Source organism: Pseudomonas sp. PVC-5-1, from assembly GCF_057444345.1.
This window is the reverse complement of sequence record NZ_CM172024.1, coordinates 4030493-4052085: the sequence shown is the minus strand read 5'-3', so window position 1 is coordinate 4052085 and position 21593 is coordinate 4030493. Positions and strand designations below refer to the sequence as shown.

The 21593-nt window shown below is 62.7% G+C and carries 20 protein-coding genes; 9 read left to right on the top strand and 11 right to left on the bottom strand.

Going from position 1 to position 21593, the window contains the following annotated elements; genetic code table 11:
* Window positions 1-10: 10 nt before the first annotated feature.
* The 6 genes from AC2T3R_RS18550 to AC2T3R_RS18525 all read left to right on the top strand — a co-directional run bounded on the left by AC2T3R_RS18550 (window position 11) and on the right by AC2T3R_RS18525 (window position 4985).
* Window positions 11-427, top strand: coding sequence for a hypothetical protein (locus AC2T3R_RS18550; protein ID WP_013973557.1), 417 nt, complete (start codon window positions 11-13; stop codon window positions 425-427).
* A gap of 844 nt (window positions 428-1271) precedes the next feature.
* Entirely contained in the window at window positions 1272-2210 is a 939-nt protein-coding gene (locus AC2T3R_RS18545; RefSeq protein ID WP_486744087.1) for a 2-hydroxyacid dehydrogenase, read from the top strand.
* Window positions 2211-2260: 50 nt separating this feature from the next.
* On the top strand, window positions 2261-3049 hold the full coding sequence (locus tag AC2T3R_RS18540) for a PhzF family phenazine biosynthesis protein (protein ID WP_397460570.1): 789 nt from the start codon (window positions 2261-2263) through the stop codon (window positions 3047-3049).
* Between the two features lie 174 nt (window positions 3050-3223).
* On the top strand, window positions 3224-3631 hold the full coding sequence (locus AC2T3R_RS18535) for a GFA family protein (protein ID WP_039614455.1): 408 nt from the start codon (window positions 3224-3226) through the stop codon (window positions 3629-3631).
* Window positions 3632-3743: 112 nt separating this feature from the next.
* On the top strand, window positions 3744-4082 hold the full coding sequence (locus AC2T3R_RS18530) for an FKBP-type peptidyl-prolyl cis-trans isomerase (protein WP_003254365.1): 339 nt from the start codon (window positions 3744-3746) through the stop codon (window positions 4080-4082).
* A gap of 240 nt (window positions 4083-4322) precedes the next feature.
* Window positions 4323-4985 carry a histidine phosphatase family protein gene (locus AC2T3R_RS18525; protein ID WP_397460571.1) on the top strand — a complete coding sequence of 221 codons (663 nt, stop codon included), beginning with the start codon at window positions 4323-4325 and terminating at the stop codon, window positions 4983-4985.
* A gap of 138 nt (window positions 4986-5123) precedes the next feature.
* On the opposite strand, the gene AC2T3R_RS18520 is transcribed toward AC2T3R_RS18525, so the two are convergent.
* The 3 genes from AC2T3R_RS18520 to AC2T3R_RS18510 form a co-directional block, all read right to left on the bottom strand.
* Window positions 5124-5852, bottom strand: coding sequence for an aspartate/glutamate racemase family protein (locus AC2T3R_RS18520; RefSeq protein WP_015271178.1), 729 nt, complete (start codon window positions 5850-5852; stop codon window positions 5124-5126).
* 16 nt (window positions 5853-5868) lie between these two features.
* Window positions 5869-7401: an NCS1 family nucleobase:cation symporter-1 gene (locus AC2T3R_RS18515; protein ID WP_039614451.1), complete on the bottom strand. Its 1533-nt coding sequence runs from the start codon at window positions 7399-7401 to the stop codon at window positions 5869-5871.
* 558 nt (window positions 7402-7959) lie between these two features.
* Entirely contained in the window at window positions 7960-8397 is a 438-nt protein-coding gene (locus tag AC2T3R_RS18510; protein ID WP_075047026.1) for an Lrp/AsnC family transcriptional regulator, read from the bottom strand.
* Window positions 8398-8531: 134 nt separating this feature from the next.
* On the opposite strand from AC2T3R_RS18510, the gene AC2T3R_RS18505 reads away from it, so the two are divergent.
* Both AC2T3R_RS18505 and AC2T3R_RS18500 read left to right on the top strand, forming a co-directional pair.
* Window positions 8532-9431: a DMT family transporter gene (locus AC2T3R_RS18505; protein WP_418056980.1), complete on the top strand. Its 900-nt coding sequence runs from the start codon at window positions 8532-8534 to the stop codon at window positions 9429-9431.
* A gap of 246 nt (window positions 9432-9677) precedes the next feature.
* Window positions 9678-10604 (top strand): class I SAM-dependent methyltransferase, encoded by a 927-nt coding sequence (locus AC2T3R_RS18500; protein ID WP_410952784.1) that lies wholly within the window; start codon window positions 9678-9680, stop codon window positions 10602-10604.
* Between the two features lie 124 nt (window positions 10605-10728).
* On the opposite strand, the gene AC2T3R_RS18495 is transcribed toward AC2T3R_RS18500, so the two are convergent.
* Together AC2T3R_RS18495 and AC2T3R_RS18490 are read right to left on the bottom strand one after the other, a co-directional pair.
* A complete protein-coding gene (locus AC2T3R_RS18495) occupies window positions 10729-11730 on the bottom strand; it encodes a sulfate ABC transporter substrate-binding protein (protein ID WP_046615020.1) in 1002 nt (333 codons plus the stop codon).
* A 217-nt stretch (window positions 11731-11947) separates the two neighbouring features.
* On the bottom strand, window positions 11948-12769 hold the full coding sequence (locus AC2T3R_RS18490) for an ion transporter (RefSeq protein WP_486744086.1): 822 nt from the start codon (window positions 12767-12769) through the stop codon (window positions 11948-11950).
* A gap of 161 nt (window positions 12770-12930) precedes the next feature.
* Between AC2T3R_RS18490 and AC2T3R_RS18485 the strand changes: the two genes are divergently transcribed.
* Window positions 12931-13701, top strand: a complete 771-nt coding sequence (locus AC2T3R_RS18485; RefSeq protein WP_486744085.1) for an RHS repeat-associated core domain-containing protein — start codon at window positions 12931-12933, stop codon at window positions 13699-13701.
* A gap of 15 nt (window positions 13702-13716) precedes the next feature.
* Here AC2T3R_RS18485 and AC2T3R_RS18480 read toward each other — a convergent pair whose 3' ends face one another.
* From AC2T3R_RS18480 to gcl, 6 genes are all read right to left on the bottom strand, one after another.
* The gene (locus AC2T3R_RS18480; protein ID WP_486744084.1) at window positions 13717-14592 is read right to left on the bottom strand and encodes an urea transporter; all 876 of its coding nucleotides are present in this window, start codon (window positions 14590-14592) and stop codon (window positions 13717-13719) included.
* 187 nt (window positions 14593-14779) lie between these two features.
* Window positions 14780-16195 carry a pyruvate kinase gene (gene pyk, locus AC2T3R_RS18475; RefSeq protein WP_013973542.1) on the bottom strand — a complete coding sequence of 472 codons (1416 nt, stop codon included), beginning with the start codon at window positions 16193-16195 and terminating at the stop codon, window positions 14780-14782.
* Window positions 16192-17466, bottom strand: a complete 1275-nt coding sequence (locus AC2T3R_RS18470) for a glycerate kinase type-2 family protein (protein WP_039614445.1) — start codon at window positions 17464-17466, stop codon at window positions 16192-16194. Before AC2T3R_RS18470 ends, pyk begins: the two co-directional genes overlap by 4 nt.
* Window positions 17467-17724: 258 nt before the next feature.
* Complete coding sequence (locus tag AC2T3R_RS18465) at window positions 17725-18618, bottom strand: 2-hydroxy-3-oxopropionate reductase (RefSeq protein WP_003259509.1); 894 nt, start codon at window positions 18616-18618, stop codon at window positions 17725-17727.
* A 185-nt stretch (window positions 18619-18803) separates the two neighbouring features.
* Complete coding sequence (gene hyi / locus AC2T3R_RS18460) at window positions 18804-19586, bottom strand: hydroxypyruvate isomerase (RefSeq protein WP_003259508.1); 783 nt, start codon at window positions 19584-19586, stop codon at window positions 18804-18806.
* A gap of 68 nt (window positions 19587-19654) precedes the next feature.
* Window positions 19655-21430 (bottom strand): glyoxylate carboligase, encoded by a 1776-nt coding sequence (gene gcl / locus AC2T3R_RS18455; RefSeq protein WP_015271168.1) that lies wholly within the window; start codon window positions 21428-21430, stop codon window positions 19655-19657.
* Window positions 21431-21593 lie beyond the last annotated feature (163 nt).

Sequence of the window (21593 nt, the reverse complement as noted above, 5' to 3'; positions counted from 1 at the left end):
GAGCAATGCCATGCACAGCATCGTCCGCCTGACCCTGATCACCCTGGCCCTGGGTTTGTCTGCGTGTACGGTGCATGAGCCGTACGAGCAGCCCGAACCACCGATCGAGCGCCTGCCGCCGCCGGGGCCGGCGGTCAAGCCCTTGCCGGACAGGCAGCCGGCCCCCGCGCCGAGCAAGCCTGCGGCCACGCCCAAGCCGATGCCTCGCACCTCGGCCAGCTTCGCGCCGCCGCCTGGCGGGGCGAGCCATTGGGACCCGAAGCTGGGTGTGTATGTGCTGGAGAAGAAGCCCAATACCTTCTACCGCCAGCGGACCTACTACCGCTTCAACAACGGCTGGAGCTGGTCGCTGAGCCCGGATGGACCGTGGCAGGAGACTGACAGCAGCGGTGTGCCGGGTGGTCTGGGGCGTGCGTTCGCCCAATAATTGCAACGTTGCCGTTGCCGTTGCCGTTGCTTTTGCTTTTAAGCGCGCGGTAGTCCAGGCGCCGCCGATTGCGACTTCAGGAGGCCGAGCGAAGGGACTGCGGAGGGAGGTGACGGGCATGGATGCCCGTCAAGCGCTGAGGCCCCATGGATGGGGCCTGCAGCGCGTACTCCCGGGAGCAGGCTCGTAGCGAGGGAACCCCGGAGCGCAGCGTAGGGGCCGGATGATAGGAGCCAGCGTTTTTTGGTTACTTTTTGTCGCGTTTGACAAAAAGTGACCCGCCGTAAGGGCGGAAAGGTGATTAAGCGCCACCTTCGAAAATGAATGTTGACCTTGTTGTTGATGCCCACGCTTGAAAGCGAAGAGCGAAGAGCGAAGAGCGAAGAGCGAAGAGCGGAAAAGTACCGGTCTTGATCTCGCGCATAGTCCATTTACGATGGCGACGCATACTCACCTTTTCGCCCTTACGGCGAGTTACTTTTTGTCAAACGCGACAAAAAGTAACCAAAAAACGCTGCGCTCCCATCATCCGGCCCCTGCGCTGCGCTCCGGGGTTCCCTCGCGCCGGTCTTGCTCCCGGGAGTACGCGCTGCAGGCCCCATCCATGGGGCCTCAGCGCTTGACGGGCATCCATGCCCGTCACCTCCCTCCGCAAGACCTCTGCTCGGCCTCCTGAAGTCGCGAAGATCAAGATCAAGATCAAGATCAAGAGCAAGAGCAAGAGCAGAGCAGAGCAGAGCAGAGCAGAGCTAAGCAGAACAGTGCAGTTTCACCTCTTTATTTCGGTTGACTGTACTGGCCGGTGACTCCGCATAATGTCGCCTCGAACTGACCCGGAGGTGGCATGCACAAGACAGTCCTGGTGCTGGTGGAAACCGTCGATGATTACCTGCCCATGCTGGAGCAGGCCGGCTACCGTTTGATCCGTGCCCCTTCGCCGCAACTGCGGGCCGAGGCCATCCAGCGCCATGCCCATGAAGTAGATGCCGTGCTCACCCGCGGCCCGCTGGGCCTGACTGCCAGCGAAATCGACACGCTGTCCAAACTGCAGATCATCTGCGTGATCGGTGCCGGCTACGAACAGGTCGATCTGGCCGCGGCCGCTGCGCGCGGCATCACTGTCACCAACGGCGCCGGGGCCAATGCCGAAGCGGTCGCCGACCACACCCTCGCCCTGCTGCTGGCGCTGTTGCGCGACATTCCCCGCGCCGATGCCAGTACCCGCCGGGGCGAATGGAACCGGGTGATCAGCCCCTCGGTGAGTGGCAAGCGCCTGGGCATTCTCGGCCTTGGTGCGGTGGGCCTGGCCATCGCCAGGCGCGCCCACCTGGGCTTCGCCATGCCCGTCAGTTACCACAGCCGCACGCCGCGCCAGGATGTGCCCTACACCTGGTACGACAGCCCGCAGCACTTGGCTGACGCCGTCGACATCCTGGTGGTGGCAACCCCCGGGGGAGCCAACACTCGTCACCTGGTCGATGCGCAGGTGCTCGAGGCCCTGGGGGACGAGGGCTACCTGGTGAATATCGCCCGAGCCAGCGTGGTCGACACCCAGGCCCTGGTGGCCGCGCTGCAGCATGGCCAGCTGGCTGGTGCGGCACTGGATGTGTTCGACGACGAGCCGGCTGTACCCGATGCCCTCAAGGCCCTTGGCAACACCGTGCTCACCCCCCACGTGGCCGGCCAGTCGCCGGAGGCGGCGCGCGATACGGTGACCCTAGTGCTGCGCAACCTGCAGGCGTTCTTTGCCGGCGAAGCCGTGTTGACTCCGGTACGCCAGTAACCCTTTTCATACATCTGCCTGGCAGCGATCGGGCAACAAGGAGTGTGTGCATGCAACTTGAAATCTTCCAGGTCGATGCGTTTTCCGCCGAGCCGTTCGGGGGCAACCCGGCGGCAGTGATCCCACTGCAAAGCTGGCTGCCGGACGACGTGCTGCAGCGCATTGCCGAAGAGAACAACCTCTCGGAAACCGCCTACTTCGTGCGCAACGGCGAAACCTTCGACCTGCGCTGGTTCACCCCGACCGTGGAAGTCGACCTGTGCGGCCATGCCACCCTGGCCTCGGCCTATGTGCTGTTCGAACAGCTGGGCGAGCAGGCGCAGGTGCTGCGTTTCAACACCCGCAGTGGCGAGCTGCGGGTCAGCCGCAACGCTGACGGGCTGCTGGCCATGGACTTCCCGGCCAAGCAGCCGGTCGCCGTGGACATGCTACCGGGCCTGTTGCAGGCGCTGGGCCTGGGCCAGGCACAGGCGCTGTACCGCAGTGACGACTATGTGGTAGTGATCGATGACGCCCTGTTGCTCGACACCCTGAAGCCGGATTTCGTTGCGCTGTCGGCCTTCGATGTGCGCGGTATCGCCGTTACCGCGGCAGGCCGTGGCTTTGATTTCGTCACCCGCTGGTTCGGCCCGAGGGTTGGCGTGAACGAAGACCCGGTGACTGGCTCGGCGCACACCTCGCTGGCGCCGATATGGGCAGAGCGTCTGGGTAGGAACGTGCTGAGCTGCGAGCAGGGTGGGGTGCGCAAAGGGCAGCTGCAGTGCGAAGTGCCGGGTAACGGCCGGGTGATCATCAGCGGGCGGGCGGCGTTGTACCTGCGCGGTACGGTGTACATCTGACCTTGGGCAACTGTCTTGTGCTGCCTGTGCCGGCCTCATCGCCGGCAAGCCAGCTCCCACAGGTACTGCACTGGCCTGAGAACGGCGCGGTCGGGGTGGGAGCAGGCTTGCCGGCGATGAGACCGGTACAGGCATCTATACTTGCTGGCCCATCTTCCGCTCAAGGAGCCATCCATGGCCCTGGAAAAACACGGCACCTGCCTGTGCGGCGCCACCCGGCTCAAGGTCACCGTCGACAATACCCATATCAGCGCCTGCCACTGCAGCATGTGCCGCAAATGGACCGGCGGCCCATTGCTGGTGGTGCATTGCAGCCAGCCACCGGTGATCGAAGGGCGCGCGCCCAGCGTCTATGAGTCTTCCGATTGGGCCCAGCGCGGCTTCTGCGGCCAGTGCGGCACGCATCTGTACTACCGGCTCAAGGCCAATGACTTCCACGCCGTGCCGGTCGGCCTGCTCGACGGCGACCAGGAATGGCATTTCGACTTGCAGATCTTCGTCGAACAGAAACCCGCCTGGTATTGCTTCGCCAACCAGACCAAGGAACTGACTGGCCAGGAAGCCTTCGAGCAGCTCGGCTGATTCAGGCGGCGTGCTGTGATCGATGCGCCAGCACGAAACGCCACGCGAACTTGCCAAACCGGTGCATTCCTGAGAAAAGGGCGGCTTTGTTTCCAGCGTTGGAGTATGCCCCGTGAGCCAAGAACTGCAGATCATCGACCTTGTGGAGGGGGATGGCAAAGCCGCCGTCAAAGGCGCCCTGATCACCACCCAGTACACAGGCTGGCTGGCCGACGGCAGCGAGTTCGACTCGTCCTGGTCGCGCGGCAAGCCGTTCCAGTGCGTGATCGGCACTGGTCGGGTAATCAAGGGGTGGGATCAAGGCCTGATGGGTATGCGCGTTGGCGGCAAGCGCAAGTTGCTGGTACCGGCGCACCTGGGCTATGGCGAACGCAGCGTGGGGGCGATTCCGCCGAATTCGGATTTGACCTTCGAGATCGAATTGCTGGAAGTGCTGACGCGGGATGATTGAGTGGCAGTACTGCAACCCGATGTTCTTGCGCCCTACACATTTCAGCAACACCCCATCCTCTAATCTAAGCCTTGCCTAGGGAACGGCATCCACCTCCAGGGAGGAACCAAACGGGTTCAGGGCACTCTCACCCTCACTCGTTGCCAAGGACGGCATTCACTACAAGGATGCCCCGCGGTGCTGTTGGCGGGGTGATGTGGCGGGTCTACCCGATTCTTTCTGCCACATGGGCCTGTTTTGATGAAGTTGCCAACATTCTTCCGCCGTCGTCGTCACTGGTTGCTGAGCCTGACGCTTGCAGCCATAGCCGTACCGCTGGCGCTGGAAGCAGTCGAAAGCCGGGCGCAACCGGTGGATGGCACCCAGACCCTTGTGTTCCTGCGCCACGCCGAGAAGCCGGGTGAGGGGCTGGGCCAGTTGAACTGCCAGGGCCTCAACCGTGCGTTGGACCTGGCTACCGTGCTGCCCGAGCGCTTTGGCAAGGCCGACTACGTGTTCGCTGCCAACCCCTCGCGGCATGTCGAGGAAGGCAGCAAGGACCAAAGCTACAGCTACATTCGCCCGCTGATGACCATCAGCCCCAGCGCCATTCGCCTGGGCCTGCCGGTAAACATCGACTATGGCGCCAACGACACCGACGCGCTGGCCGAAGAGCTGCTGCGCGACAAGTACCGTAACGCGACCGTGTACACCGCCTGGTCGCATGGCTACCTCCCTGACCTGATCAATGCCGTGGCTGGCAAGGCCCTCGGTGAAAAGCGGGTGATCACCGAGGACTGGAGCGGCGACGACTTCGACACCCTCTACGTCCTGACCCTGACCTGGCACGACGGCAAGGCCAGCCTGCTCAGCCGCAATGTGCGTCAGGGCCTGAATGATGGTGCGCATAGCTGCCCGACCTGATCCGCTGGTGATGGTTTGCCTGTACCGGCCTCTTCGCGGGCTTGCCCGCTCCCACAGGTACAGCACAGCCCTTGAGAGCGGTGGGGGCCTGTGGGAGCGGGCAAGCCCGCGAAAGGGCCGGCACAGGCAAATAGAAGGTTAGCGTCCGAACCGCATCGGCCAACCCACCACTTTCTTCACCCGTGGCGTGGCATAGGTACGGACCTTGGAGGTACTCAAGCCCATGCGCACCAGCGATTCGGCCATGGTCACCGCCGCACTCACACCATCCACCACCGGCACGCCGGTGCGCTGGCGGATCTGCTCGTCCAAACCGGCCATGCCGCCGCAACCCAGGCAGATCACCTCGGCCTTGTCGTCACGCACGGCGCGTTCTGCCTGCTCGACAATCGCCTCCACCGCGCGCTGCGGGTCGGCTTCCAGCTCCAGCACTGCCAGCCCGCTGGCGCGTACAGATGCGCAGCGGTCATACAGGCCGGAGAGCTTCAGGCGGTCCTCGATCAGCGGCACGGTGCGGTCCAGGGTGGTCACCACCGAGTAGGCATGGCCCAGGTACATCGCCGTGCTGGCGGCTGCATCGGTGATGTCCACTACCGGCACGTTCAGCAGTTCCTGCAAGCCCTCGCGGCCATGTTCGCCGTAACCCGCCTGGATCACGGCGTCGTAAGGGCCTTCGTAGGCCAGTACCCGGTCCATCACCGCGATGGCGGCCAGGTAGCTTTCGAAGTTGCCTTCCACCGACTCGGCACCGAACCATGGGGTGAGGCCGATGATTTCGGTGCCGGGCGCTGCCACCGCACGGGCCTGTTCGGCAATGGCTTCGGTGATGGCTTCGGTGGTGTTGACGTTGGCGATCAGAATGCGCATGGGTAGTCCTCCCTGGTCAATGGCTGCTGTGGTCCACGGCGATGCATTCGCCGCTGACGTCCTGGTATTGGTGTTTGCGTGGGGCGATCAGCAGGTAAAGTGCGGCGGCGATGCCGGCACCGATCAGCCAGGAGAATGGCGCCACTCCATGGAAGTTGGGCACCAGGGCCAGGACGATGGCCAGCAGGGCGGCCGGCACAAAGGCGGCCACGGCGCGCAGGTTGATGCCCTTGGTGTAGTGGTAGGCGCCAGCCGGGTCTTCGCTGTACAGCTGCGGCACGTTGATGCAGCCTTTGCGCAGCAACCAGTAGTCGGACATGATCACCCCGTACAGCGGGCCGAGCAGGGCACCCAAGCCGGACAGGAAGTACACGATCACCAGCGGGCTGTTGTACAGGTTCCACGGCAGGATCAATACCGCCAGGGTGGCGCTGATCAGCCCGGCGCGGCGGAAGTTCAGGTGACGCGGTGCCAGGTTGCTGAGGACGAAGGCCGGGGCGACGAAGTTGGCCATGATGTTCACCGCCACCGTCACGATCAGGAAGGCCAGGCAGCCCAGTACCAGGAACGCTGTACTTGGGATGGCCGCGACGATCTGGGTCGGGCTGTCGATGATCTGGCCGTTGATCTGGAACTGCGCGCCGCACAGCACCACGGTGATCACGGCGAACACCAGGATGTTCACCGGCAGGCCCCAGAAGTTGCCGACGCGGATGGTCTTGCGGCATGGCGAGGAGCGGGCGAAGTCACAGAAGTTCAGCACCAGGGTGCCGTAGATCGCCAGCCACAGCGCGCCGCCGGCAAATATGTTGCGCCACATCTCGTAGCCGGTCAGCGGTTCGGCCACCGACCAGGCGATGCGGGCGTCGGCCTTGAAGTACATGAACACCGCCAGGGCGGCGACGGTCAGCAGGATCACCGGGCCGGCAAAGGCCTCGTAGCGGCGCACCATCTCCATGCCATAGGCCAGGATCACCAGCTGCACCAGCCAGATCGACACGAAGCACACCCAGCCCAGGCTCGACAGGCCGAGGATGCTGTCATGGTCATAGGCTGCCATCTGCGGCCATACAGCGGTGAGCAGCACGCGCAGCACCACCGAAGCCAGGTAGGTCTGGATGCCGAACCAGGCGATGGCGATGACCGCACGAATCAACGCCGGAATCTGCGCACCATGGATGCCGAAGGCGATGCGGCTGATGACCGGGAATGGTACGCCGGTCTTCTGCCCCATGTAGCCGGACAGGTTCATGAAGAAGTACACCAGCGCCGCGCCGATGGCCAGCGACAGCAGGATCTGCCAGCCACCCAGGCCGAGGGCGAACAAGCCCATGGCGAACGAGTAGTTGGCGATGTTGTGCACATCGTTGGTCCACAGCGCAAAGATGCTGTAGCCGCCCCAGCGGCGACCTTCGATGCGCGTCGGCGCGAGGTCGCGGTTATGCAGGCGCGGGCTCAGGGCGAGTTCCGGCTGGCTGCCGGCGAGAGTGGACGCGGGGTGGGTGCTGGCGACGGATAGTTCAGGGGCAAGGTCGAAGCTGGTACTCATTCCGGCGGGCTCCTGATGCACGTGGACTGCGATGAGCGGGCATGCGCACGGGCTCGCCATCTCGTCGGTGCAGCGTTGGCATCTCAGGGTTTGGGGCGCGGCGGCCGATGTTGGGTCGGCGTCGCGGGTTCTTGTGTATTTATGTTTTGCTTTGTTTGTATACAAAACACGAACACACAAAAGCGAGTTCCATGCCAAGGAAAAAGCAAACTTCAGCTGGCCATCATTTTGAACTTATCTTGTTGAGTTGTAAGTTCATGAAATAAATAGAGTATAAGTTGACCAAATGAACAGATTTAAATTTCCCGAAGGTAATTTAGTTGATCGTTTGGTCAGAATTATTTGTGGGAAGTGTGTAACCTATTGGGGCGCAATCTTGGAAAGTGCACACAAAAACGGCACTTATGGTGACATTCTTGTGTACAAATTTTAGTCAGCTTTTTCCTGTACTGGCCTCTTCGCGGGCGCGCCCGCTCCCACAGGGACCGCACAGCATCCTGGACTGTGGAGATCCTGTGGGAGCGGGCGTGCCCGCGAAGAGGCCAGAACAGGAAGAAATCAATCCATCGGCGGCAACCGCCGCTTCACCGGGCTTTTCTTGATGATGGCGGTGTTGGTCTCGGCCAGCACATTGATGCGGTCGAGCAGGGTATCCAACTGCTCCATCGAGCGCACATGCAGCCGGGCGATGAAGCAGTCCTCGCCAGTAACCTTGTCGCACTCGGTGAACTCGGGAATGGCAACGATCTGCCGTTCCACCTCCTGCAGCTGCCCGGGTAGCGGGCGGATGCGCACGATGGCCTGCAACTGGTAGCCAAAAGCGCGCGGGTCGACCTCTACGGTGTAACCGCGCAACACGCCGCGTTCCTCCAGGCGGCGCAGGCGTTCGCTGACGCTGGGCGCCGACAGCCCGCTGATTTGCGCCAGGGCCTTGAGCGAGCGGCGCGAGTCTTCCATGAGCGCGTTGATCAGCAGTTGGTCGATGGCATCGGTCATGGTCACCTCAATCAGGTAGTTCGCGTGATTTGCCTTGATAGTAAAGGCAAACATGCCAATCTTCCTTCGTTATCCGCTGGAAGGGCGGCCAGCAACCTTTGCATACTGTTGCCGTCTTCAACAGGAGGTGTGAGATGGACAGTTCATTGCGTCGTGGCTCGCTGGAAATGGTTGCCGCCATGCTGATTTCCGGGACCATCGGTTGGTTCGTGCTGGTGTCCGGCCAGCCAGTGCTCGAGGTGGTGTTCTGGCGCTGCGTGTTCGGTGCCGTGACCTTGCTGGCGATCTGCGCGGGGTTCGGCTTTCTGCGGCCGGGCGTGATCAGCCGCACGGCGTTCCTGCTGGCGATTGCCAGCGGTGTGGCCATTGTCGGCAACTGGGTGCTGCTGTTCGCCTCCTACTCGCGGGCGTCGATTGCCATCGGCACGGCGGTGTACAACGTACAGCCGTTCATGTTGGTGGGGCTGGCGGCGGTGTTCCTGGGCGAGAAGATCACCCTGGCCAAAGTTACCTGGCTGAGCGTGGCGTTCCTCGGCATGCTGGCCATTGTCAGTGCCCATGGCGCGGGGCAGGGTGGCGGTGAGGACTATTTGCTGGGCATTGCGCTGGCGCTGGGGGCGGCCTTCCTGTATGCCATCGCGGCGTTGATCATCAAGCGCCTGAGTGGCACGCCACCGCACCTGATCGCGCTGATCCAGGTGGCTACGGGTGTGCTGTTGCTGGCGCCGTGGGTCAAGCTTGGCGGCTTGCCGGGTGAAGTGCCGGCACTGGCCAGCCTGGTGACCTTGGGCATGGTGCACACCGGCTTGATGTATGTGTTGCTGTACAGCGCCATCCAGCGCTTGCCCACGGCGCTGACCGGGGCACTGTCGTTCATCTACCCGATTGCGGCGATTCTGGTGGACTGGGTGGCGTTCGGGCACCGGCTGGCACCGTTGCAGTGGCTGGGGGTGGCGTTGATCCTGCTGGCGGCGGCGGGGATGCAGCAGGGGTGGTGGTTCCGGCCCAGGACGATAGCGGTCAAGGGGCATTGAGGCCGCTTTGCGGCCTATCGCCGGCAAGCCAGCTCCCACTTCGACCGCATCGGGCTCAAGCCATGCGCAGTACCTATAGGAGCCTGGCTTGTCAGCGATGAGGCCAGTACAGGCAGTACAAGTTGCTCCCAGGTAATGCACAGTTCTCAAAGCTTGCGCAGGACCTGTGGGAGCTGGCTTGCCGGCGATAGGGCGCGAAGCGCCCTCTGGGGGTAGAATGCCGCTTTTGCCAGCTTGCGACCCATGATGACTTCGCCGATCCAGACTCTGGAGCAACACCTGCTCGCCGCCCTCGACCCTGCCCCGCAGGAAACCCGCCGCCTGTTCCACGGCCGCGGCCGCTGCTGGGCGGGCCTGGAGCAGGTCACCGTGGACTGGCTGCAAGGCGTGCTATCGGTCGCTCTGTTCCGCGAGCCGGCGGAAGGCCAGCTGGCCGAACTGGAATCCATGCTGCTCACGCTCGCCGAGCGTCCACAGTGGACTGGTCAAGCCATCCTTCTCCAGCATCGCTACCTGCCCGACAGCCCGGGCCAGTGGCTGCTGGGCGAACCGTGCCAGCAGCGCGAGGTGGTCGAGGATGGGCTGACCTACCTGCTGGACCTGGGCGTACGGCAGAACAATGGCCTGTTCCTCGACATGCGCTATGGTCGGCGCTGGGTGCGCGAGCAGGCGGCGGGCAAGCGCGTGCTGAACCTGTTCGCCTACACCTGCGGTTTCTCGGTGGCGGCGATTGCCGGTGGCGCCGAGCAGGTGGTGAACCTGGACATGGCCAAGTCGGCGTTGTCCCGGGGCCGCGACAACCACCGCCTCAATGGCCACGATGCGTCGCGGGTGGCCTACCTGGGGCACGAGCTGTTCAAGTCGTGGGGCAAGGTGCGCAAGTACGGGCCTTACGACCTGATCATCATCGACCCGCCGACCTTCCAGCGCGGCAGTTTTGTGCTGACCCAGGATTACGCGAAGATCCTGCGGCGCTTGCCGGAGTTGTTGAGCGAGGGCGGGACGGTGCTGGCATGCGTGAACGATCCGGGCATCGGGCCAGAGTTTCTGATCGAGGGGATGGCAGAGCAGGCGCCGTCGCTGAAATTCGTCGAGCGGCTGGAGAACCCACCGGAGTTTCCTGACGTGGACCCGGCGGGGGGCTTGAAGGCCCTGGTATTCCGTCAGGTCTGATGTTGCCTGTACCGGCCCTATCGCCGGCAAGCCAGCTCCCACAGGTACTGCACAGGTGTTGAGTACTGTGGAGTACCTGTGGGAGCTGGCTTGCCGGCGATAGGGCCGGACCTGCCTGCATCAATTACTGATTGTTGGTGTAGATCTGGTCAAACACCCCACCATCATTGAAGTGGGTCTTCTGCACGGTGCGCCAGTCACCAAAGGTCTTCTCCACCGACAGGAAGTCCACTTTCGGGAAGCGGTCGGTGTACTTGGCCAGTACCGTTGCATCACGCGGGCGCAGGTAGTTCTGTGCGGCGATTTCCTGGGCGGCTGGCGACCACAGGTACTTCAGGTATTCCTCGGCCGCGGCCTGGGTGCCTTTCTTCGCCACAACCTTGTCGACCACGCTGACCGGCGGCTCGGCTTCGGCCGACACGCTCGGGTAGACCACTTCGAACTGGTCGCGGCCGAACTCGCGGGCGATCATTTCGGCTTCGTTCTCGAAGGTCACCAGCACGTCGCCGATCTGGTTGGTCATGAAGGTGGTGGTGGCGGCGCGGCCACCGGTGTCCAGCACCGGCGCCTGCTTGAACAGCTTGCCGACAAAGTCCTTGGCCTTGTTTTCATCACCGCCTTGCTTGAGCACATAGCCCCAGGCCGACAGGTAGGTGTAGCGGCCGTTACCCGAGGTCTTGGGGTTGGGCACGATCACCTGTACGCCATCCTTGAGCAGGTCGGGCCAGTCTTTCAGCGCCTTGGGGTTACCCTTGCGCACGATGAACACAGTGGCCGAGGTGAATGGCGCGCTGTTGTTCGGCAGGCGGCTGACCCAGTTGTCCGGCACCAGTTTGCCGTTGTCGGCCAGGGCGTTGATGTCGGTGGCCATGTTCATGGTGATGACATCGGCCGGCAGGCCATCGATCACCGCTCGCGCCTGCTTGCTCGAGCCGCCGAAGGACATCTGCACGTTGACCTTCTCGTTGTGCTCGGCTTCCCAGTGCTTCTGGAAGGCCGGATTGTAATCCTTGTAGAAGTCGCGCATCACGTCGTAGGAAACGTTGAGCAGGGTGGGGGCAGCCTGGGCGAAATTGCCCAGGGCAAGGCCTGCGGCGAGCAGCGAGGCGGTGAAGAGTTTTTTCACGTTGCTTCCTTGTTCTTGAAGGTTATTGGGGCAGATTGCCAGCGACTATAGCGGGTGGGTTTGCGCGGGTTAAAGAACAAAAACGACTTTGTTTATGCTCCTGCCTGTGCTGGCCTCTTCGCGGGCAAGCCCGCTCCTACAGGGACCGCGCAGGGTTTGGGCCTGTTGTGATCCTGTGGGGGCGGGCTTGTCGGCGATAGGGCCGGAACAGGCGGAATCATTGTTTGGGAAACAGCACATTCCCACACCGCGAACAGAACGCCGCGCCATGCTCATGGCTTTTCTTGCTGCAAGTCGGGCAATCATGCTGCAGCTGCTCCCCGCGCATGGCATTGGCCAGCTCGGCGGTAAAGATCCCGGTCGGTACGGCGATGATCGAATAACCGGTAATCATCACCAGCGACGACAGCACCTGCCCCAGCGGGGTCTTCGGCACAATGTCGCCAAAGCCTACCGTGGTCAGGGTAACGATGGCCCAGTAGATGCCCTTGGGAATGCTGGTAAAGCCATGCTCAGGCCCTTCGATCACATACATCAAGGTGCCGAACACCGTCACCAGGGTCGATACCGTCACCAGGAACACGATGATCTTCTGCTTGCTGCCGCGCAGCGCCTCCATCAGGTAATGGGCCTGCTTGAGGTAGGGGCTGAGCTTGAGCACACGGAAGATCCGTAGCATCCGTATCACCCGGATAATCAGCAGGTACTGGGCGTCGCTGTAGTACAGCGCGATGACCCCCGGCACGATCGCCAGCAGATCGACCAGGCCATAAAAGCTGAATGCGTAGCGCAAAGGCTTGGGCGAGCAGTACAGGCGGGTGAGGTACTCGGCCAGGAAGATCGCGGTAAAGCCCCACTCGATGCCGGCCAGCAGGCCGGCGTAGCCCTGGTGCACTTCGTCGATGCTGTCGAGGATGACGGTAACCAAGCTGGCCAGGATGATCAGCAGGAGGATCTTGTCGAAGCGTCTTCCAGCCACGGTATCGGTCTGGAAGACGATGATGTAGAGCTGCTCGCGCAGGGATTGCGGGGTGGGCATGTGAAGAAGATTCCGGTGGTGTGAAAGTCAAGCCTAGAAGGTCTTTGCCTAGGCTAGCAACGTAACGAAGATCGGAGCCAACCTGGTAGAAATGCCAGTTTCGTTTATCTGCCCTGCGATACAGCATAAGCGTATAGGTGGTGCCGCTTTTGGAGAAGGTAATGGACGATAGGACCGGCTCGGCCCAAAGGACAATCAAGTCATCAGCCTATTCAGTCTATGGCTACTTGGCTAACTGCATACGTGGTCATCGACTGCGTTACAACGGGCAGTTACTGGATTGCGTAGTGCAGGGGTATCTGCTAGGGAACGGGAACCGAATATACAGCCCGGTTCTGATGCGTTTCTGCAGTGTGGATGTATTGAGCCCCTTCAAGGCCGGAGGGGTCAATCCTTATGCATATTGTGGAGGCGACCCGGTCAATTTCATTGATCCCAAAGGTAGCAACCGATTTGCCAAGCATTGGAAGGCTTTCGAACCGGTTTTCAAAAAAATCAACGGCAAGAATTTACGAGTTCAGGGTTTTTCTTATGACCCGGCAGCCCCTGAAGACAAGCGCATCCAGCCGTTTAGGGCAAAGTCGTTAGATGGGAAGGTTTCCGAGCGTCCGGATCCGGATGCAAATCTCAGTGGAAAGTTCTATGTAAGTAAGGATCGAAGCCTATTCATCAATGAGTATCTTGTACCTGCTAAAGGTATTGGTATGGAGCCATTGGAACCCACCGAACAATTCATCAGTGAGGGATTCACTCTGATGGACGTCAATCCCATTCACGTAGAAGTAGGAAAAAATGGCCAGGTGAAACCTGCCCCCAACATGATTTACATAAACAGCTCAGGCATGACTGACTACTCGAGACCAGGCCTGACCATGCCTGGGCTGGCAGCCGCCATCCGCAAGGGGCGCCCCGGGACATCACCTCTTAGCTAGCAGCCAGCATAATGTTCAACTGGGGATGCCTTTGCTATTGCGTCGTTCGCCAAACGATTTGAGGTGGCAGCCCAGGTGCATCAGCCAGCAGGCGGCGACGAAGGGCGCGGTCAGGCCGGGCACCGGTAGCAGCTTGAACAGCGGTTGCAGCAGCAGGGCCAGGGCGATGGCCAGCAGCGTCACCCACGGCTTTTCACCTTGCCTGCTGAACGCCAGTGCCGCCAGCGCGGCGTTGAAACCGTACAGGCCCAGCCAGGCGGCTTGCGCCTGGTCGGCGAACAGTGCCACGCCACCGCCGATGGCCGAGCCGATCACCGCCCACATTGCGGCATAAGGGTTGGCGATGAACATGCCGATGATGATCAGCAGACCGGCCAGCGGCTGGTCGAGCAGGAAGATCTGGCCCACGCCGCGCGCCAACGCGTACAGCGGCTGGGCTTCGACGAAGCCGCTGGGCGAGGGGCTGGCGATCAGCAATACGGCCCAGCCAAGCAGCACGAAGGGTGCGGTGTAGGCGATCAGCAGTTTGCCGCCGCGCTTGCGCCACTGGTGGGTGATGATGCTGGACAGGCCGCCAGCGGCGATGATCAGTGGCGGCAGGATGACCGACCAGGGCAGCACGGCACTGATCAGGATGCCGATCAGTACGCCGTTGTAGCTGTACAGCCCGGCCTGGCGGTCGGCACGGTCGTAGCCGCGAGCCTGGGCGGTGAGCAGGCCGGCCAAGGCACCGAGCAGGGCGCCACCGACCAGGCCGGGGGCGGTCAGCAGGATGGCCAGCAGGCAGCACAGGCCGCACAGGGGGTTGCGCAGCAGCAGCACCTGGCTGAAGCCGTTGAGTAACGCCGTGGCCCAGTCGGGGCACGGGTTGACGAAATTTTTGGTGTACATCGGGGCAGTCAGTGAGGTTGATGGGGAGCGGTGGGCCTCTTTGGGCCTCGGGTTTTCCGCAGGTCTGGTGTTTCTGTGTACAAGGAGGGCTTTGCCCTCCAATCGCCGGCAAGCCAGCTCCCACAGGGATTGCGCAGGCCTTTGAAGTGGTGCGATCCCTGTGGGAGCCGGCTTGCCGGCGATGCGGTCAGATCAAGGTCTCGATCCGCAGCGTGTTAGTCGACCCTGGTTTGCCGAAAGGCACACCGGCGGTGATCAGCAGCGTGTCGCCACGGCTGGCCATGCCTTGTGCCTGGGCAATCTCCAGTGCGGTGGATACAACCTCGTCCACCTGGCGCAGGCGGTCGTTGACCACCGAGTGCACGCCCCACGCCACGCTCAGGCGACGCGCGGTGGCCAGGTTCGGCGTGAGGTTGAGGATCGGGGCCCGTGGCCGCTCGCGGGCCGCGCGCAGGGTCGAGGCGCCCGACTCGCTGTAGTTGACCAGCACCGCCACCGGCAGGATGCCGCTGATACGGCGGATGGCGCAGCTGATGGCGTCCGATACGGTGGCCTCGGCCTTCGGCCGGCCAACGTCGAGCTGGGCCTGGTAGTCCGGGCCGTTCTCCACCTGGCGGATGATCTTGCTCATCATCTGCACGGCTTCCAGCGGGTACTCACCCGAGGCAGTCTCGGCCGACAGCATCACCGCATCGGCACCTTCGGCCACGGCGTTGGCCACGTCGGTGACTTCGGCGCGGGTCGGCGCTGGCGAGAAGCGCATGGATTCGAGCATCTGGGTGGCCACCACCACCGGTTTGCCCAGTTGGCGGCAGGTGCCGATGATGCGTTTCTGGATTTGCGGCACGCTTTCGGCCGGCACTTCCACGCCCAGGTCGCCACGGGCCACCATGATTGCATCCGCAAGTTCCGCGATGGCTTGCAACTGTTCGACCGCCGATGGCTTTTCGATCTTCGCCATCAGATAGGCACGGTCACCGATCAGCTGGCGTGCTTCGGTGATGTCTTCGGGGCGCTGCACGAACGATAGGGCCACCCAGTCCACGCCCAGTTCCAGGCCGAAGGCCAGGTCGCGGCGGTCTTTCTCGGTGAGCGGGGAGAGGTCGAGCACCGCTTGCGGCACGTTGACACCCTTGCGATCGGAGAGCTCGCCACCGGCCAGCACTTCGGTGTCGATGGCGTCGCTGTGCTTGGCGGTGACGCGCAGGCGCAGCTTGCCGTCGTCCAGCAGCAGGTCCATGCCCGGCTCGAGGGCGGCGATGATCTCGGGGTGCGGCAGGTTGACCCGGCGGCTGTCGCCCGGGGTGTTGTCCAGGTCCAGGCGCAGGGCCTGGCCGCGTTGCAGCTGCACCTTGCCGTCGGCAAAGCGGCCGACGCGCAGCTTCGGCCCCTGCAGGTCCATGAGGATACCCAGCGGGTAGTTCAGTTGCTGCTCGACTTCGCGGATCCACTGGTAGCGCAGGGCGTGGTCGGCATGCTCGCCGTGGCTGAAGTTGAGGCGGAAGATGTTCACCCCGGCTTCTACCAGTTGGCGGATGTCGTCGATGCCTTTGATCGCAGGGCCAAGGGTGGCGAGGATCTTTACTTTTTTATCAGGCGTCATGATTGGGCAGTCTCGAGGATCAGGATGGCGCGGAAGTCGTTGACGTTGGTGCGGGTCGGCTCGGTGACGATCAGCGCATCCAGGGCGGCGAAATAGCCGTAGCCGTTGTTATTGTCCAGCTCGTCGCTGGCCGACAGGCCCAAGGCTTCGGCGCGGGCGTAGCTGGCGGGGGTCATGAAGGCGCCGGCGTTCTCTTCCGAGCCATCGATACCGTCGGTGTCACCGGCCAGGGCGTACACGCCCGGCAGGCCTTTCAGGCTTTCGGTGAGGCTGAGCAGGAATTCGGCGTTGCGCCCGCCACGGCCATTGCCGCGCACGGTCACGGTGGTTTCGCCGCCGGACAGGATCACGCAGGGTGCCTTCAGTGGCTGGCCGTGCTGGACGATCTGCCGGGCGATACCGGCGTGCACCTTGGCCACTTCGCGTGATTCGCCTTCCAGGTCGCCGAGGATCAGCGGGCTGAACCCGGCCTGGCGGGCTTTGACCGCGGCGGCTTCGAGCGACTGCTGGGGCTTGGCGATCAGCTGGAAGTGGCTGCGGGCCAGGGCTGGGTCATCGGCCTTGACGGTTTCCGAGGCGGGGTTGTTGAGCCAGTCGATAACCGCCTTGGGTGCTTCGATGTTATAGCGCTTGAGGATGGCGAGGGCGTCGGCCGAGGTGCTCGGGTCGGCCACGGTAGGGCCGGAGGCGATCACCGTGGCGAGGTCGCCCGGGACATCGGAAATGGCATAGGTATACACCGTGGCCGGCCAGCAGGCCTTGGCCAGGCGGCCGCCCTTGATCGCCGAGAGGTGCTTGCGCACGCAGTTCATCTCGCCGATGGTGGCGCCGGATTTCAGCAGCGCCTTGTTGATCTGCTGCTTGTCGGCCAGGGTCAGGCCTTCGGCGGGCAGGGCCAGCAGCGCTGAGCCACCGCCGGACAGCAGGAAGATGACGCGGTCGTCTTCACTGAGGTTGCTGACCAGTTCCAACACGCGTTTTGCCACGGCCAGGCCGGCGGCATCGGGGACCGGGTGGGCGGCTTCGACCACCTCGATCTTCTGGCAGTTGGCACCGTGACCGTACCGTGTGACAACAAGCCCGGAGACTTCGCCCTGCCAGCACTTCTCGACCACTTCGGCCATGGCGGCTGCGGCCTTGCCGGCACCGATGACGATGACCCGGCCGCTGCGGTCGGCGGGCAGGTAGGGTTCGAGGACTTGACGGGGGTGGGCGGCGGCGATGGCTGTGTCGAACAGCTCGCGGAGAAGGTTTTGCGGATCGACCGACATGGCAGGCTCCCAATTATTGTTGTTCTGCAGAATCAAAAACGCCCCTGGAACTGCCTCCGTGCAGGCCGAACCAGGGGCGGGTGTTGCTCGGTGCCACCCTTGAAGCTGTGGTCGCAGGTTCTAAGGTGTTGGATCTGAGATTTTGGGGGCGCTTTGCGCCCCTTTCGCGACACAAGGCCGCTCCTACAGGGGACCGCGATCCGTTGTAGGAGCGGCCTTGCGTCGCGAAAGGGCTGCGCAGCAGCCCCCGGATCTAGATCATTTGTCGTCGCGGATCGAGAAGTTGGCCATGTGCTCCAGGCCTTTGATCAGCGCCGAGTGGTCCCAGTTGCCGCCGCCCAGGGCCTGGCAGGTGTTGAACACTTGCTGTGCATTGGAGGTGTTGGGCAGGTTGATGCCCAGTTCCTTGGCGCCTTGCAGGGCCAGGTTCAGGTCCTTCTGGTGCAGGTTGATGCGGAAGCCTGGGTCGAAGGTGCCCTTGATCATGCGCTCGGCGTGCACTTCGAGGATCTTCGACGAGGCGAAGCCGCCCATCAGGGCTTCACGTACCTTGGCCGGGTCGGCACCATTCTTGGCGGCGAACAGCAGGGCTTCGGCAACGGCCTGGATGTTCAGGGCAACGATGATCTGGTTGGCCACCTTGGCGGTCTGGCCGTCGCCATTGCCACCGACGCGGGTGATGTTCTTGCCCATGGCTTCGAACAGCGGCAGGGTGCGCTCGAAGGCTTTCGGGCAGCCACCGACCATGATGCTCAGGGTCGCGGCCTTGGCACCGACTTCGCCGCCGGACACCGGGGCGTCCAGGTAGGCAGCGCCGGTAGCCTTGATCTTCTCTGCGAAGGCTTTGGTAGCGGTAGGGGAGATCGAGCTCATGTCGATCACGACCTTGTTCGGGCCCACGCCTTCGGCCACGCCGTTGTCACCGAACAGGACGCTCTCGACCTGCGGGGTGTCGGGGACCATGACAATGATGAACTCGGCTTCCTGGGCAACTTCCTTCGGGTTGGCCAGGGCCACGGCACCGGCGGCGATCAGGTCGGCCGGGGCAGCGTCGTGGTGGGTGGAAATGAAGATGCTGTGACCTGCTTTCTGCAGGTTCTGAGCCATGGGCTTGCCCATGATGCCGGTGCCGATGAAACCGATTTTAGCCATGAGAGATTACCTCGTTGTATTTGTTGAATCTCGATGGAGCAGACAACGCGGACCCTTGTAGGAGCGGCCTTGCGTCGCGATGGGCTGCGCAGCAGCCCCGGCAATCTATGCCGTAGCTGAAATCCTGGGGGCGCTGCGCACCCCTTTCGCGACACAAGGCCGCTCCTACAAGGTGCGTGTGGTCCTTAAATAGCGTTATGGGTCTTCAGCCAGCCCAGGCCCGCTTCGGTGGTGGTCAGCGGCTTGTACTCCGCGCCCACCCAGCCCTGGTAGCCGATGCGGTCCAGGTGTTCGAACAGGAAGCGGTAGTTGATCTCGCCGGTGCCTGGCTCGTTGCGGCCGGGGTTGTCGGCCAGCTGGATGTGGTTGATCAGTTTCAGGTTGGCTTCCATGGTGCGAGCCAGGTCACCTTCCATGATCTGCATGTGGTAGATGTCGTACTGCAGGAACAGGTTGTCGCTGCCAACCTCGGCCTGGATTTCCAGGGCCTGTTTGGTGGTATTCAGGTAGAAGCCGGGGATGTCGCGGGTGTTGATCATTTCCATGACCAGGCGGATCCCGGCGGCTTTCAGCTTGTCGGCGGCGTAGCGCAGGTTTTCCACGAAGGTCTTGCGCACGGTGGCGCAGTCCGGGCCTTGTGGGCGAATGCCGGCCAGGGCATTGACCTGGGTGTTGCCCAGCACCTTGGCGTACTCGATGGCCTTGTCGACACCGGCGCGGAATTCCTCGACGCGGTCAGGGTGGCAGGTGATACCGCGCTCACCCTTGGCCCAATCGCCCGCCGGCAGGTTGAACAGCACCTGGGTCAGGCCGTTGGCGTCCAGCTGCTGCTTGATCTCGGCAGCGCTGAAATCGTACGGGAAGAGGTACTCTACGCCGCTGAAACCAGCATCGGCGGCAGCCTTGAAGCGGGCCAGGAAGTCCTGTTCGGTGAACAGCATGGACAGGTTGGCAGCGAAGCGAGGCATGTTGTGTCTCCTAGCGATGAAGGCCCCCGGCGCCCTGAGGTAGGGGCCGGCACGGGGGCGTCAGGCGATCAGTCCAGCAGCGAGATGGCGGTTGGCGCGTCGTTGCCGACCAGGGCCAGGTCTTCGAACTCGTTGACCGCGTTGATCTCGGTGCCCATGGAAATGTTGGTCACACGTTCGAGAATCACTTCGACCACCACCGGTACGCGGAACTCTTCGGCCATCTTCTGTGCCTTGAGCAGGGCAGGGGCGATCTCGGCCGGCTCGAATACACGGATGGCCTTGCAGCCCAGGCCTTCGACCACGGCGACATGGTCGACACCGTAGGTGGCGGCGTCGGTCGAGTTGATGTTCTCGAACGCCAGTTGTACACAGTAATCCATGTCGAAGCCACGTTGCGCCTGACGGATCAGGCCCAGGTAGGCGTTGTTCACCAGCACGTGCACGTACGGCAGGTTGAACTGTGCGCCCACCGCCAGCTCTTCGATCATGAACTGGAAGTCGTAGTCACCCGACAGCGCGACCACCTTGCGCTTCGGATCGGCCTTGACCACACCGAGGGCGGCAGGGATGGTCCAGCCCAGCGGGCCGGCCTGGCCGCAGTTGATCCAGTGGCGTGGCTTGTACACGTGCAGGAACTGCGCGCCGGCGATCTGCGACAGGCCGATGGTGCTGACGTAGCAGGTGTCCTTGCCGAATACCTGGTTCATTTCTTCGTAGACGCGCTGCGGCTTGACCGGCACGTTGTCGAAGTGGGTCTTGCGCTGCAGGGTGGCCTTGCGCTCCTGGCAGTCTTCCAGCCAGGCCTTGCGGCACTTCAGCTTGCCAGCGGCTTTCCACTCGCGGGCCACTTCGAGGAACACGTCCAGTGCCTTGCCAGCGTCGGAAACGATACCCAGGTCCGGGGTGAATACGCGGCCGATCTGGGTCGGCTCGATGTCCACGTGCACGAACTTGCGGCCTTCGGTGTAGACGTCGACGGAACCGGTGTGGCGGTTGGCCCAGCGGTTACCGATACCGAACACCAGGTCGGATTTCAGCAGGGTGGCGTTGCCATAGCGGTGCGAAGTCTGCAGGCCGACCATGCCGACCATCTGTGCGTGGTCGTCCGGGATGGTGCCCCAGCCCATCAGGGTTGGAATCACTGGTACACCGGTCAGTTCGGCGAACTCGACCAGCTTGTCGCTGGCGTCGGCGTTGATGATGCCGCCACCGGCTACCAGCAGCGGGCGTTCGGCGTCATTGAGCAGGGCCAGGGCTTTTTCGGCCTGTACGCGGGTAGCGGACGGCTTGTGCACTGGCAGCGGTTCGTAGGCGTCGATGTCGAATTCGATTTCGGCCATCTGCACGTCGAACGGCAGGTCGATCAGTACCGGGCCTGGGCGGCCGGTGCGCATTTCATAGAAGGCCTTCTGGAAGGCGTAAGGTACCTGGCCCGGCTCCAGAACGGTGGTGGCCCACTTGGTGACCGGCTTGACGATGTTGGTGATGTCGACAGCCTGGAAGTCTTCCTTGTGCAGGCGGGCACGTGGGGCCTGGCCGGTGATGCAGAGGATCGGGATGGAGTCGGCGGAGGCACTGTACAGGCCGGTGACCATGTCGGTGCCGGCTGGGCCGGAGGTGCCGATGCACACGCCGATGTTGCCTGGGTTGGCACGGGTGTAACCCTCGGCCATGTGCGAGGCGCCTTCGACGTGACGAGCGAGGACGTGATCGATGCCACCGACTTTCTTCAGGGCCGAGTACAACGGGTTGATGGCAGCCCCCGGGATGCCGAACGCGGTATCTACACCTTCACGGCGCATGACCAGAACGGCTGCATCGATTGCTCTCATTTTGCTCATGGTTTGTGCCTCATCGATTTTGTAATTGTATACAACTTGCTTTGTGCCAGAGTGTATTCACGGCTGGCCGCTCAGGTCAACGGGTTTTCGTCGGACGAGGTCGCTTTCGTTCAAGCGCCCGTGAAAACGGGCGTTTGCAATCTCGCATACGATCGTTTCAATT

Coding starts and splice junctions, on each gene's coding strand:
- AC2T3R_RS18515 (WP_039614451.1), bottom strand. CDS start 7,401: ATGAGTACCAGCTTCGACCTTGCCCCTGAACTATCCGTCGCCAGCACC.
- AC2T3R_RS18540 (WP_397460570.1), top strand. CDS start 2,261: ATGCAACTTGAAATCTTCCAGGTCGATGCGTTTTCCGCCGAGCCGTTC.
- AC2T3R_RS18545 (WP_486744087.1), top strand. CDS start 1,272: ATGCACAAGACAGTCCTGGTGCTGGTGGAAACCGTCGATGATTACCTG.
- AC2T3R_RS18500 (WP_410952784.1), top strand. CDS start 9,678: ATGACTTCGCCGATCCAGACTCTGGAGCAACACCTGCTCGCCGCCCTC.
- AC2T3R_RS18535 (WP_039614455.1), top strand. CDS start 3,224: ATGGCCCTGGAAAAACACGGCACCTGCCTGTGCGGCGCCACCCGGCTC.
- AC2T3R_RS18485 (WP_486744085.1), top strand. CDS start 12,931: ATGGACGATAGGACCGGCTCGGCCCAAAGGACAATCAAGTCATCAGCC.
- AC2T3R_RS18550 (WP_013973557.1), top strand. CDS start 11: ATGCACAGCATCGTCCGCCTGACCCTGATCACCCTGGCCCTGGGTTTG.
- AC2T3R_RS18470 (WP_039614445.1), bottom strand. CDS start 17,466: ATGTCGGTCGATCCGCAAAACCTTCTCCGCGAGCTGTTCGACACAGCC.
- AC2T3R_RS18465 (WP_003259509.1), bottom strand. CDS start 18,618: ATGGCTAAAATCGGTTTCATCGGCACCGGCATCATGGGCAAGCCCATG.
- hyi (WP_003259508.1), bottom strand. CDS start 19,586: ATGCCTCGCTTCGCTGCCAACCTGTCCATGCTGTTCACCGAACAGGAC.
- gcl (WP_015271168.1), bottom strand. CDS start 21,430: ATGAGCAAAATGAGAGCAATCGATGCAGCCGTTCTGGTCATGCGCCGT.
- AC2T3R_RS18520 (WP_015271178.1), bottom strand. CDS start 5,852: ATGCGCATTCTGATCGCCAACGTCAACACCACCGAAGCCATCACCGAA.
- AC2T3R_RS18490 (WP_486744086.1), bottom strand. CDS start 12,769: ATGCCCACCCCGCAATCCCTGCGCGAGCAGCTCTACATCATCGTCTTC.
- AC2T3R_RS18525 (WP_397460571.1), top strand. CDS start 4,323: ATGAAGTTGCCAACATTCTTCCGCCGTCGTCGTCACTGGTTGCTGAGC.
- AC2T3R_RS18480 (WP_486744084.1), bottom strand. CDS start 14,592: ATGTACACCAAAAATTTCGTCAACCCGTGCCCCGACTGGGCCACGGCG.
- AC2T3R_RS18505 (WP_418056980.1), top strand. CDS start 8,532: ATGGACAGTTCATTGCGTCGTGGCTCGCTGGAAATGGTTGCCGCCATG.
- pyk (WP_013973542.1), bottom strand. CDS start 16,195: ATGACGCCTGATAAAAAAGTAAAGATCCTCGCCACCCTTGGCCCTGCG.
- AC2T3R_RS18510 (WP_075047026.1), bottom strand. CDS start 8,397: ATGACCGATGCCATCGACCAACTGCTGATCAACGCGCTCATGGAAGAC.